Here is an 11,520-nt window from a genome sequence, read left to right as displayed (position 1 = left end):
CGCCCCCGCCAGGGCCGCCGCGCCTCAGCACCCCGCCTCTCCGGTCGCCCCGGCACGCCCGGAGCTGCCGGAAGGCGCGCTCCTCTCCGTGCAGGGGCTGAAGGTCGCCTTCCACCAGAACGGCCGCACGAGTCTGGCCGTCGACGACGTCTCCTTCCACATCGACAAGGGCGAGACACTGGCGCTCGTCGGCGAGAGTGGATCGGGCAAGTCGGTCTCGGCGCTGTCGATCCTGAAACTCCTGCCCTATCCGACCGCGAGCCATCCCGGCGGCGCGGTCTACTATCGCGGCGAGAATCTGATCGACGACGACGAGGCGGACCTCCGAAAAGTCCGCGGCAACAAGATTTCGATGATTTTTCAGGAGCCGATGTCCTCGCTGAACCCGCTGCACACCATCGAGCGGCAGGTGGGCGAGGTCCTGAAGATCCACCGCGGCGTCTCCGACAAGGAGGCGAACCGGCGCACGCTGGAACTCCTGCACCAGGTCGGCATCCGCGATCCGGAGAAGCGCCTGGGCGCCTATCCGCACCAGCTCTCCGGCGGCCAGCGGCAGCGCGTGATGATCGCGATGGCGCTCGCCAACGAGCCCGACCTCCTCATCGCCGACGAGCCGACGACGGCGCTCGACGTCACCGTGCAGGCGCAGATCCTCGAACTGTTGAAGGTGCAGCAGCAGAAGCGCCAGATGGCCATGCTGTTCATCACCCACGACCTCGGCATCGTCCGCAAAATCGCCGACCGCGTCTGCGTGATGTACCGCGGCAAGATCGTCGAGACCGGCCCGACCGAGGAGATCTTTGCCAATCCGCAGCACCATTACACCCGCCATCTCCTCGCCGCCGAGCCGAAGGGATCGCCGCCGCCCGCCAATCTCAACGCGCCCGTCGTGATGGAGGCGAAAGATCTGAAGGTCTGGTTCCCGGTGAAGACCGGCTTCCTGCGCCGCACGACCGATCACATCAAGGCCGTCGACGGCGTCGACATCACGCTGCGGGCCGGGCAGACCGTCGGCATCGTCGGCGAATCCGGCTCGGGCAAGACGACGCTCGGCCTTGCCCTCTCGCGGATGATCTCCTCGAAGGGAGCGATCCGCTTCGATGGCGAGCCGATCGACACCCGCTCCTTCGCCGCCATGCGGCCCCTGCGGCGAAAGATCCAGATCGTCTTCCAGGACCCGTTCGGCTCGCTGTCGCCGCGCATGACCATCGCCGACATCATCGCCGAGGGGCTGGCCGTGCACGAGCCGAAGCTGCGGGCGAGCGAGCGCGACGACCGTGTCGTCGCGGCGCTGAACGAGGTCGGGCTCGATCCGGCCACGCGCTTCCGCTACCCGCACGAGTTTTCCGGCGGCCAGCGCCAGCGCGTCGCCATCGCCCGCGCCATGGTGCTGAACCCGCGTTTCGTCATGCTGGACGAGCCGACCTCGGCGCTCGACATGAGCGTGCAGGCGCAGGTGGTCGACCTCCTGCGCGACCTGCAGAAGAAGCACGACCTCGCTTATCTCTTCATCAGCCATGACCTGAAGGTGGTGAGGGCGCTCGCCAACGAGGTGATCGTCATGCGCAACGGCGTCGTCATGGAGCGCGGACCGGCCGTCGAGATCTTCGAGCGGCCGCAGACCGACTACACCAAGGCGCTGATGGCCGCCGCCTTCGACATCGCCACCGCCCCGACGGACATCGCGCAGCAATGACCATGAGCCATGGCCACTACCGCGACGTCCTCGCCGACCAGCCAGTCGACGTCACGCTGACGAAACGCGAGCGCCTCTGCGACGGTTTTCGTCCGTTCGAGGCGGTGACGCTGACGCATGCCTCGCTCGACGGCGAAACGATCATCGGGCCGCTGCGGCGCGAACTGATCAGCACCGGCTCCGTGGTCGTCGTCATTCCCTACGACCCCGTCCTCGACAAGATCGTGGTGATCCGGCAGTTCCGCATCGGTGCCGCGCTGAAGACGGCGAACGCCGCGCCGCTGGAAATGCCGGCGGGGCTCGTCGACGACGGCGAGACGCCGGAAGCGGCGGCCATGCGCGAGTTGACGGAAGAGACCGGCCTCGTCGCCCACGCCGTCGAGCGCTGCTTCACCATGCTCCCCTCGCCCGGTCTCACTGACGAATACGCCTATGTGTTCCTCGCCATCGTCGACGCCTCGACGCTCGCGACCCGGGCGGGCCTTGCCGACGAGCACGAGGACATCCGCCCGATCGCGGCGCCGGCCGACGCGCTGATCGCGGCGGTGGACGAGGGCCGGGTCGAGAACGGTTTTCTCATCGCCTGCACCCACTGGTTCGCGCGCAAGGGCCGGGCGCGGGCGACGACGCTTGCGATCGCCTCGGAAAATGCCGACAAGGACGAGGTTGCGGCCTGACGTTTTGGGCCGCCGCTCCGCCCCGTGGCGGAAAGCCTCTCCTGCCGCATAAGGACCGATAGCGTGACGATCCTCCTCTCCGTCACCGGCTTCCAGCCGACCGAATGGCTCAACGCCCTGCAGGAACGGGCGCCGCGGCGCGCCGTCATCCTCGAGCCGAACAGTGCCAACGACGCCTCCGTCGACTACGCCATCGTCTGGAAGCAGAAGCCGGGCGTGCTGGCCGGCCTACCGAACCTCAAGGCGATCTTCTCCATCGGCGCCGGCGTCGACCATATCCTGCGCGACCCGCATCTGCCGGACGTGCCGATCGTGCGCATCGTGGCGGACGACCTGACGGCGCGGATGAGCGAGTACGTTGTCTGGCGGGTGCTCGACCATTTCCGCCGCGGCATGGCCTATCGCGCCCAGCAGGCCGCCGGCCTCTGGCACGACCGGGTGCAGCCGGCGGCGCACGAGATGACCGTCGGCATCATGGGCCTCGGCGAACTCGGCCGCGATGCCGCCCAAAAACTCGGCGTGCTCGGCTTCAACATCGTCGGCTGGTCGCGGACGGAAAAGACCGTCGCCGGCGTCGAGAGCTTTTATGGGGCCTCCGGGCTCGATCCCTTCCTCGCCCGCACCGACATCCTCGTCGTGCTCCTGCCGATCACGCCGGAGACGCACGGCATTCTCGACACCGGCCTGTTCTCGCGGCTGAAGCACCGCACGCCGATCGGCGGGCCGGTGCTGATCAATGCCGGCCGCGGCGGGCTGCAGGTGGAATCCGCGATCCTCAAGGCGCTCGACGACGAGACGCTGATGGAAGCCTCGCTCGACGTGTTCGAGACCGAGCCGCTGCCGGCGTCGAGCCGGCTGTGGAAGCATCCGCGGGTCTTCGTCACCCCGCATGCCGCCGCGACCTCCAATGCCCAAGCCCTGGTGCCGCAGATCCTCGCCCAGATCGACGCTTTCGAACGCGGCGAAGAACTCCAGCACCTCGTCGACCGGCAGGCCGGCTACTGAACCCGCTTGGCGGCTGGCTTAGCCCAGCCGCCTTATGCTGGTGACGGCAGAGCCACGGGCGGCCGTCCGCGCGATGGCCTCCGACAGCGGTTCGCGCGCGGTCATCATGTGATGCGCATTGGCGTGCAGCAGAATCTGCCCATCCAGCATGATGCCGACATGGCCCTTCCAGAAGACGAGGTCGCCGCGCCTGAGCGGCTCGATGCCGGCGAGGCGGGTGCCGAGCGCGCGCTCCTGCATGTCGGTATCGCGCGGCGCCGCGATGCCGGCCATGGCGAGCGCCACCTGCACCAGGCCCGAACAGTCGATGCCGAGCGTCGTCTTGCCGCCCCAGAGATAGGGGACGCCGAGAAACTGTTCGGCCACGGTGACGAAATTGTCCGCTGCCCCGCCGAAGGGCGCCAAATGCTGGGTGACGACGGCCCCGGTGGGCGTCGTCAGGCCGTAGCGGGCGTTGCGGTCCTCGGCCTCGCCAGTCACCGTCACCAGCGCGCCCATCGGCAGGCCCATCAGCGGCGGCAGCTTGATGTCGGGGCCGGGGAAGAGCAACGTGCGCGGTACGGCGATAAGGTGCGTCGGCCCGTCGCCGCGCGGACCGAGCGCCGCTGACGCGATCCAACCGACATAGGAATCGGCCTGGAGCTGGACCCAGGACCAGCCCTCCTCCGTCGTCTCGAACACCAAGACGTCTTCGCCGAACAGCGCCTCGGTCTCCTGCGCCGCATCCGGTCGCGGTTCGCGGCGGAGCGCTGCCGACGAAACCGTCACGCGCTCCGGCCGGCCGTCGACGAAATGGCGGGCCTCGACCTGGCCCTCGAGGCGACGGTCGGCGAGGTCGGGGCGAAAGGCGTTGAGGCGGGGATCGAGGGTCATGGTGCCAGTTCTCCGGCTTTTTCGACCAGCCGGTCGGCCATCTTGGAAACGTAGAGGCTGCCGGCGACGGTGCGCTTGATCAGCACGTTGCGCCGGTCGGCCGTGTCGCGGCGGCGCTCGACGAGGCCGTAGCCGCCCATTGTGTCGAGCGCCCTCGTAATCACCGGCTTGGTCACGGTCAACCGCGCGGCCAGGCCGCGAACGGTGTGCGGCGGCGGTTCGAGATAGATGGTGAGGAGGATCGCCGTCTGGCGCAGCGTGAGATCGGGCGCGTCCTCGCGCGCCTGATCGAGGGCTGTCTGATGCAGCAGCCGGAGCGCTTGTGCGGGTCTGAGGTCGATGCCCATGAGACGACCCTAGCACAGGATCGTTTCGGAACCGTATCGAACCCTCTCCGAAGTAGGCCCCATTCTTCAAATCTCGCGGCGCTCCGGATTTGGGTCGTCGCGCCGAAGATTGTGGAAAGGACTCCCATGTTCTCCCGGCGCTATCCGCGGCGACGAAGTCACACGCTGGAAACAGTGGCGCAGACGATTGAAATTAGTCATCCCGGACTTGATCCGGGAACCATGCCAAACCGCTGAACGCGATCGAGGACGATGGACACTACCATCCTGACCGTGGCCCCATCCTGACATGATTTGGCAATGACAACGCCTCGGCATGGGTCCCGGATCAAGTCCGGGATGACTAGTTTTCAAATGTCTGCGCAATTCTTCCCCTGGTTTGCGCTTTGCCGATCCCTTCCGGCTTTGATCGTCACAAAATATTCCTGCTAGAACACCGAGGATTGATTGGGATTACTCGGTACTCTCGATTTTCTGTAGCGCGCCAGAGACGAGGCGTCGGCTCGTCTGTCACAGCTGGGGATAGCGGCCCTTCAGCACGTGGTGGATCGCCCGGATGGCCTGCGCCTCGCCGCCGACGGGTCCCGTTGGGCCGGCCTGCGGACGCCAGCCATAAATGTCGAAATGCGCCCAGGCCCCCGCCTTCTCGACGAAGCCCTGCAGGAACAGCGCGGCGGTGATCGCGCCGGCAAAGCCGTCCGGGGTGACGTTGTTGGTGTCGGCGACCTTGGAGGCCAGCGTCTTGGCATAGGGCTGCCACAGCGGCAGGCGCCAGATCGGGTCGGACACGGCGAGCGAGGCCGCCGAGAGCTCGGCCGCCAGCGCCTCGTCGTCGGTGAAGAAGGGCGGCAGCTCCGGGCCGAGGGCGACGCGTGCGGCACCGGTCAGCGTCGCCATGTCAATCAGGATCTCCGGCGCCTCCTCGTCGGCCAGCGCCAGTGCATCGGCCAGCACCAGCCGCCCTTCGGCGTCGGTGTTGCCGATCTCCACCGTCTTACCCTTGCGGCTTTTCAGGATGTCGCTCGGCCGGAAGGCGGAGCCGGAAATGGCATTCTCGACGGCCGGGACGAGCACGCGCAGGCGGATGTCGAGCTTCAGCGTCATCAGGATCTGGGCAAGGCCCAGCACGTTGGCGGCGCCGCCCATGTCCTTCTTCATCAGAAGCATGCCCGAGGCCGGCTTGATGTCGAGGCCGCCGGTATCGAAGCTGACGCCCTTGCCGACGAGCGTCACCTTCGGCGCGTCGCGGCGGCCGAAGCTGAGGTCGATCAGCCGCGGCGCGATGGCGCTGGCGCGGCCGACGGCGTGGATCATCGGAAAATTCCGCGACAGGAGGTCGTCGCCGACGACGACCTCGATGTCGGCGCCGAAGCGTTCGGCGAGGCTGCGGGCCGCCCGTTCGATGGCGTCGGGCCCCATGTCGTTGGCCGGGGTGTTGACGAGGTCGCGGGCGAGAAAGGCGCCTGCGCCGATCGCCGCCGCCGCCGCGGTGTCGGCGCCCTCGCCGGGGAAGAGCTGGACCGCGGCGGTCGCGGACGGCTTGGAGCGGTAGCGGTCGAAGCGATAGCCGCCGAGGAGAAAGGCGAGCCCGGCCATGTCGGCATCGAGGCCGTGGCCCTCGGCGAGGTGCCAGTCGCCGTCGGCAAGGCTCGTCGCCAGCGCGCCGGCCAGCAGGGCCTGGCGGCGCCGGTCCGTCGACGCCGACGGGCCGAGGCCGAGAATCGCGCCGAGAACCGCGCCGTCGCTGCCCGGCACGAGCAGCACCTCGCCGGCGCCAGCCTTGAACCGCAGGGTCCCGGCCCAGGCGGCAGCCTCAGGCGGCAGATCGCCGATCGTGTCCGGGCTGGCCGTCCAGACGGGCCGAGAGCCGGCGGCCGCGGCGGAGAGAAGCGTGCTCATGTCGGGGAATTCCTCATGCGGGCCTTTCCCGGCAAGCTCGGGGAAGGGTTAACAAAATAGGCTGGCCTGACGATCCGGCCGCGGCAGCGATGGCGGCGGCAAGATGAGACAGGGGACAGCATGCTTCAAGCCGATAATGGTCACCAGCCGATCTATCGCAAGGCCTTGGCTGTCGTCACGCTCTCGCTTCTGGTCGGCCTCGGCGGCTGCGCCTCGACCTCGAAGATGACGACCGGCTCGATCGGCGCGCCGCGCATGTCGAAGCCGCTCGACCAGATGTCGGCGGAAGAGCTCAACGGCGCCGTCGCCACCTATGGCATGGCCTACGACAAGAACCCGAAGGCCAAGCCGGTCGGCCTCGGCTATGCCTCGGCGCTGCAGATGGCCGGCCGCAACGACCAGTCGCTCGCCGTCATGCAGCAGATGGCGATCGCCCATCCGCAGGACCGCGACGTGCTCGCCGCCTACGGCAAGGCCCTGGCCGCCGCCGGGGACCTGCCCAAGGCGCTGGAAACGGTCCGCCGCGCCCAGACGCCTGATTCCCCGGACTGGCGCCTCTATTCGGCGGAAGGCGCCATCCTCGACCAGCTCGGCCAGTCCGACGCCGCGCGCACCCTCTATCGCAAGGCGCTGGACATCCAGCCCGGCGAGCCGTCGGTGCTTTCCAATCTCGGCATGTCCTACGTCCTCACCAGCGACCTGCCGGCCGCCGAAACCCATCTGCGCCAAGCGGCGGGCCGGCCCGGCGCCGACAGCCGCATCCGGCAGAATCTCGCCCTCGTCGTCGGCCTGCAGGGCCGCTTCCAGGAAGCCGAGCAGATCGCCGGCGCCGAACTGTCGCCGGAGGATGCCAAGGCCAATGTTGCCTATCTCCGCGGCATGCTGGCGCAGCAGAACACCTGGTCGATGCTGAAGGACAAGGACGCCAAGAAGGGCTGACCCGCCTGCCCCAGCGCCCTCTTCGGCGCGCCGGTCAGGGTCGTTCGGCTCTCACCAGCGACTTGGCGAAGCACATGGTCTCGGCGCGTCCGACATAGCGGCCGTAGTTGTCGATCGGCCGGTAGCCATGCCGGCGGTAGAAGCCGACGGCATGCGCGTTCACGCGCCGGGTCTCGAGCCACAGCGCCGCATAACCGTCCTCCCGTGCCCGTGTCTCGAGGAAGTCGAGGAGCGCCTGGCCGACACCCCTGTTGCCGGGAACGGCGTACATCCGCTTCAGCTCGGCGACACCCGGTTCCAGCCGGCGATAGGCACCGCAGCCGAGCGGCGTGCCGGCCGCATCTCGGGCGACGACGAACAGGCCACCCTCGCCTCGCACATCCCCGACGTCGAAGGAGGCCTCGCCGGAGGCGCCGGTCAGCGCCGCCAGGGCTCTCGACAAGGCCGCGAGCAGCGCCACGGATGGCGGCGAGGCGGGATCCTCGGGGACGACGATGATCTTCGGCGCGGCCTTCGCGCCCATCAGGCCCTCCCGGTCCGCCGGCGACGTCACGTCGCCGCCATCACCTGGATTATGGCCGGGCCGATGATCACCGCAAACAGCACCGGCAGGAAGAACACGATCATCGGCACGGTCAGCTTCGGCGGCAGCGCCGCCGCCTTCTTCTCCGCCGCGTTCATGCGCATGTCGCGGCTCTCCTGCGACAGGGTGCGCAGCGCCTGGCCGACCGGCGTGCCGTATTTCTCGGCCTGGATCAGCGCCGTCGACACGGCCCGGACGTCCTCGATCCCGGTGCGCAGCGCCAGGTTCTGATAGGCCGTCTTGCGGTCGGTGAGATAGGAGAGCTCGGCGCAGACGAGCACCAGCTCCTCGGCCAGCGGCACCGACTGGATGCCGATTTCGTCCGACACCCGGCGGAAGGCCCCTTCGATCGACAGGCCGGATTCCACGCAGATCAGGAGAAGGTCGAGGGCGTCGGGCCAGGCCCGCGTGATCGACTGCTTGCGGTTCGTCGCCTTGTTGGAAATGTAGATATTGGGCAGGTAGAAGCCGATATAGGCGACGATCAGGCAGACGCAGACCCGCAGCATGACCGGTCTGTCGGCCAGAAGACCGATGCCGAAGATGTAGGTGACCGCCAGCGCCAGCATCACCAGCGGCAGCGTCACACGCGCAAACAGGAACAGCGTCAGCGGCCGCTGGCCGCGAAAACCGGCGATGCGCAGCTTGCTGACCGTGTTGTCGTCGACCAGCGCCTTGCGGAGATTAAATTTTTCGACGACGGCGGCGGCAAGACCCGAACTCTCCGCCTGCCGGACGGTGCCCTTGCGACCGCGTTCCTTCTCGATCGACAGGCGCGCCCGCTCGCGCGCGCGCACCTCCTCGCGCTCCAGCGCCACCGCCCTCATGCGCGTCTTCAGGTTATTGCCCGACAGGAGCGGCATCGCCACGGTCATCAGCGTGGTGAAGACCGCCACCGCGACGAAGATGCCGAGGGCCTGCGAACTGGTCAGGCCGATGACGGCGAGGATGGTGTCCATGGCGGTTCCGATGGTGGGGCGGTGCTTCTCCGCGGCCGGCGGCCGGTCGCGCTTCGGCCCTGGTCGCTAGAAATCGAAGTTGATCATCTGCTTCATCACGAAGATGCCGATCGACATCCAGATCGCGGCGGCGACGAGGATGATGTTGCCGGTCGTGTTGGTGAAGAGGATGCTGATGTAGTCCGGGGTCGTCAGGTAGACGAGAAGGCCGACGATGAACGGCAGCGAGCCGATGATGCCGCCCGAGGCCTTCGCTTCCATCGACATGGCCTGGATCTTGGCCTTCATCCTCTTGCGGTCGCGCAACACGCGGGAGAGATTGCCGAGGGCCTCGGACAGATTGCCGCCCGCCTGGCTCTGGATCATGATGACGATGGCGAAGAAGTTGGTCTCCGCCAGGGGAACGCTCTGGTAGAGCCGCTCGACGGAGTCGGAAACGGTCATGCCCATCTGCTGGGCCTCGACGATCTTCTGGAATTCCGTTCGCACCGGTTCGGCCGCCTCGCTGGCGATCATGCGGAAGGTGTCGTTCAGCGGCAGGCCGGACTTCACGCCCCGCACGATCAGATCGACCGCATTGGGAAATTCGGCGATGAAGTTCTTCTGACGCCGGCTGCGCAGGTGGTTGAGCGTCCAGCGCGGCACGCCGACGCCGCCGACCACGGCCATGCTCAAAGTCACGATCAGCGAGGGCTGCAGAAGCAGAGCGAGCAGCCCCAGCACCACGCCCGAGCCGACGCTCGCCCACACGAACTGTTTTTCCGTGATCGACAGTCCGGCCTGTTCCAGGCGGCGATGCAGGCTCGGCTTGGCATTCTGCTTGGAGCGCTCCTTCTGCTTGTCCTCGATCTCCTGCAGCGAGTTCTGGATCGTCTTGCGGCGCTTGGCGATCTCCTGCACCCGGTCGCGGGCGACCCGCTTGGACGTGCTGTCGGTCTCCGCCTTCTTGTACTGGCTGAGCCGTGCCTCGGCATTCCTTTCCGCGGCGATGCGCGGCTGCAGAAAGGCATAGGCGACGGCCGACGCCGCCACGGTGGTGAGCAGAACGAACAAAGCGAGCGTCAGGATCGACATCGGTGCCGCCTCACAGATTCTTGGCTTCGGACATATCCAGCGCCTGCGCCAGCCGCTGCTCCTCGTTGTAGTAGCGCGCGCGGTCCCAGAAGGCCGGGCGGCCGATGCCGGTGGAGCGGTGCTTGCCGATCAGCTTGCCGCCGGCGTCCTCGCCCTGGATGTCGTAGACGAAGAGGTCCTGGGTGGTGATGACGTCGCCCTCCATGCCGACCACCTCGGTGATGTGGGTGATGCGGCGCGAGCCGTCGCGCAGGCGTGCCGCCTGGACGATCACGTCGACCGAACCGACGATGATCTCCTTCACCGTCCGGGCCGGCAGGGTGAAGCCGCCCATGGCGATCATCGATTCCATGCGGTTCAGGCACTCGCGCGGGCTGTTGGAGTGGATCGTGCCCATCGAGCCGTCATGGCCGGTGTTCATCGCCTGCAGGAGATCGAAGACCTCGGGTCCGCGCACTTCGCCGACGATGATGCGTTCGGGCCGCATGCGCAGGCAGTTCTTGACGAGGTCGCGCATGGTGATCTCGCCTTCACCCTCGATGTTGGGCGGGCGGGTTTCCAGGCGCACGACATGCGGCTGCTGCAGCTGCAGTTCGGCCGTGTCCTCGCAGGTGATGATGCGCTCGTCCTCGTCGATGTAGCGCGTCAGGCAGTTGAGGAGCGTCGTCTTGCCCGAGCCGGTACCGCCGGAAATGATGACGTTGCAGCGGACCCGGCCGATGATCTGCAGGATCGTCGCGCCTTCCGGCGAGATCGCGCCGAACTTCACCAGCTGGTCGAGGGTCAGCTTGTCCTTCTTGAACTTTCGGATGGTCAGGACCGCACCGTCGATCGCCAGCGGCGGCGCGATGACGTTGACGCGGCTGCCGTCCGGCAGGCGCGCGTCGCAGATCGGCGACGACTCGTCGACCCGTCGCCCGACCTGGCTGACGATCCGTTGGCAGATGTTGAGCAGCTGCTGGTTGTCGCGAAACCGGACATTGGTCTCGATCACCTTGCCGGCGACCTCGATAAAGGTCCGGAAGGGGCCGTTGACCATGATGTCGGCGATGTCGTCGCGCGACAAGAGGGGCTCGAGCGGGCCGTAGCCGAGCACGTCGTTGCAGATGTCGCCGAGCAGGTCCTCCTGCTCGGCGATGGTCATGGCGAAGTTCTTGATCGAGATGATGTCGTTGACGATGTCGCGAATTTCCTCGCGCGCGCTCTCGGCATCGAGGCGGGCGAGCTGCGACAGGTCGATGGTGTCGATCAGGGCGGCGAAGACCTGGGTCTTGGTGTCGTAGTAGGATGCGGCGCGCTCGCGCGGCGGCGGGGGCGGCGGAGGCTCGACGACCGGGGCACGCGTTTCGGCCGCCGAAGGGCGGGCGACGACCGGGGGAGCGATCGTCGGCTTCGGGCGCTCGACCACCTTGGTCTGAACCTCCCGTTCGTTTGCGCGCTTTCCGAACATTGCCAACTTTCTCTAGTT

The 11,520-nt window shown here is 67.5% G+C and carries 11 protein-coding genes; 4 read left to right on the top strand and 7 right to left on the bottom strand.

The window, feature by feature from the left end; translation table 11 throughout:
* The first annotated feature begins 64 nt into the window (after window positions 1-64).
* The 3 genes from IEX88_RS02735 to IEX88_RS02725 all read left to right on the top strand — a co-directional run bounded on the left by IEX88_RS02735 (window position 65) and on the right by IEX88_RS02725 (window position 3,378).
* Complete coding sequence (locus IEX88_RS02735) at window positions 65-1,696, top strand: ABC transporter ATP-binding protein (RefSeq protein ID WP_244639816.1); 1,632 nt, start codon at window positions 65-67, stop codon at window positions 1,694-1,696.
* Window positions 1,693-2,373 carry an NUDIX domain-containing protein gene (locus IEX88_RS02730; RefSeq protein WP_244639774.1) on the top strand — a complete coding sequence of 227 codons (681 nt, stop codon included), beginning with the start codon at window positions 1,693-1,695 and terminating at the stop codon, window positions 2,371-2,373. The genes IEX88_RS02735 and IEX88_RS02730 overlap by 4 nt, the downstream gene beginning before the upstream one ends.
* 63 nt (window positions 2,374-2,436) lie before the next feature.
* On the top strand, window positions 2,437-3,378 hold the full coding sequence (locus IEX88_RS02725) for a 2-hydroxyacid dehydrogenase (protein WP_188849007.1): 942 nt from the start codon (window positions 2,437-2,439) through the stop codon (window positions 3,376-3,378).
* Between the two features lie 18 nt (window positions 3,379-3,396).
* On the opposite strand, the gene IEX88_RS02720 is transcribed toward IEX88_RS02725, so the two are convergent.
* The 3 genes from IEX88_RS02720 to IEX88_RS02710 form a co-directional block, all read right to left on the bottom strand.
* Window positions 3,397-4,251, bottom strand: coding sequence for a C40 family peptidase (locus IEX88_RS02720; protein ID WP_188849006.1), 855 nt, complete (start codon window positions 4,249-4,251; stop codon window positions 3,397-3,399).
* The gene (locus tag IEX88_RS02715) at window positions 4,248-4,598 is read right to left on the bottom strand and encodes a MarR family transcriptional regulator (RefSeq protein ID WP_188849005.1); all 351 of its coding nucleotides are present in this window, start codon (window positions 4,596-4,598) and stop codon (window positions 4,248-4,250) included. The genes IEX88_RS02720 and IEX88_RS02715 overlap by 4 nt, the downstream gene beginning before the upstream one ends.
* 510 nt (window positions 4,599-5,108) lie before the next feature.
* Window positions 5,109-6,497: a leucyl aminopeptidase family protein gene (locus tag IEX88_RS02710; protein WP_188849004.1), complete on the bottom strand. Its 1,389-nt coding sequence runs from the start codon at window positions 6,495-6,497 to the stop codon at window positions 5,109-5,111.
* 120 nt (window positions 6,498-6,617) lie between these two features.
* Here IEX88_RS02710 and IEX88_RS02705 point away from each other — a divergent pair, with 120 nt between their 5' ends.
* Complete coding sequence (locus IEX88_RS02705; RefSeq protein WP_188849003.1) at window positions 6,618-7,436, top strand: tetratricopeptide repeat protein; 819 nt, start codon at window positions 6,618-6,620, stop codon at window positions 7,434-7,436.
* Window positions 7,437-7,470: 34 nt separating this feature from the next.
* On the opposite strand, the gene IEX88_RS02700 is transcribed toward IEX88_RS02705, so the two are convergent.
* The 4 genes from IEX88_RS02700 to IEX88_RS02685 form a co-directional block, all read right to left on the bottom strand.
* Entirely contained in the window at window positions 7,471-7,959 is a 489-nt protein-coding gene (locus IEX88_RS02700) for a GNAT family N-acetyltransferase (RefSeq protein WP_188849002.1), read from the bottom strand.
* Between the two features lie 26 nt (window positions 7,960-7,985).
* On the bottom strand, window positions 7,986-8,978 hold the full coding sequence (locus tag IEX88_RS02695) for a type II secretion system F family protein (RefSeq protein ID WP_188849001.1): 993 nt from the start codon (window positions 8,976-8,978) through the stop codon (window positions 7,986-7,988).
* 66 nt (window positions 8,979-9,044) lie between these two features.
* Window positions 9,045-10,052 carry a type II secretion system F family protein gene (locus IEX88_RS02690; RefSeq protein WP_188849000.1) on the bottom strand — a complete coding sequence of 336 codons (1,008 nt, stop codon included), beginning with the start codon at window positions 10,050-10,052 and terminating at the stop codon, window positions 9,045-9,047.
* Window positions 10,053-10,062: 10 nt separating this feature from the next.
* The gene (locus tag IEX88_RS02685; protein WP_188848999.1) at window positions 10,063-11,502 is read right to left on the bottom strand and encodes a TadA family conjugal transfer-associated ATPase; all 1,440 of its coding nucleotides are present in this window, start codon (window positions 11,500-11,502) and stop codon (window positions 10,063-10,065) included.
* Window positions 11,503-11,520 lie beyond the last annotated feature (18 nt).

Origin of the sequence: Aureimonas glaciei (genome assembly GCF_014643375.1) — a bacterium.
Classification (GTDB): Bacteria; Pseudomonadota; Alphaproteobacteria; order Rhizobiales; family Rhizobiaceae; genus Plantimonas; species Plantimonas glaciei.
Note: the sequence above shows the minus strand (reverse complement) of the source record. Positions and strands in the feature narration are given on the sequence as shown.

Coding starts and splice junctions, on each gene's coding strand:
- IEX88_RS02690 (WP_188849000.1), bottom strand. CDS start 10,052: ATGTCGATCCTGACGCTCGCTTTGTTCGTTCTGCTCACCACCGTGGCG.
- IEX88_RS02695 (WP_188849001.1), bottom strand. CDS start 8,978: ATGGACACCATCCTCGCCGTCATCGGCCTGACCAGTTCGCAGGCCCTC.
- IEX88_RS02685 (WP_188848999.1), bottom strand. CDS start 11,502: ATGTTCGGAAAGCGCGCAAACGAACGGGAGGTTCAGACCAAGGTGGTC.
- IEX88_RS02710 (WP_188849004.1), bottom strand. CDS start 6,497: ATGAGCACGCTTCTCTCCGCCGCGGCCGCCGGCTCTCGGCCCGTCTGG.
- IEX88_RS02720 (WP_188849006.1), bottom strand. CDS start 4,251: ATGACCCTCGATCCCCGCCTCAACGCCTTTCGCCCCGACCTCGCCGAC.
- IEX88_RS02715 (WP_188849005.1), bottom strand. CDS start 4,598: ATGGGCATCGACCTCAGACCCGCACAAGCGCTCCGGCTGCTGCATCAG.
- IEX88_RS02705 (WP_188849003.1), top strand. CDS start 6,618: ATGCTTCAAGCCGATAATGGTCACCAGCCGATCTATCGCAAGGCCTTG.
- IEX88_RS02700 (WP_188849002.1), bottom strand. CDS start 7,959: ATGGGCGCGAAGGCCGCGCCGAAGATCATCGTCGTCCCCGAGGATCCC.
- IEX88_RS02730 (WP_244639774.1), top strand. CDS start 1,693: ATGACCATGAGCCATGGCCACTACCGCGACGTCCTCGCCGACCAGCCA.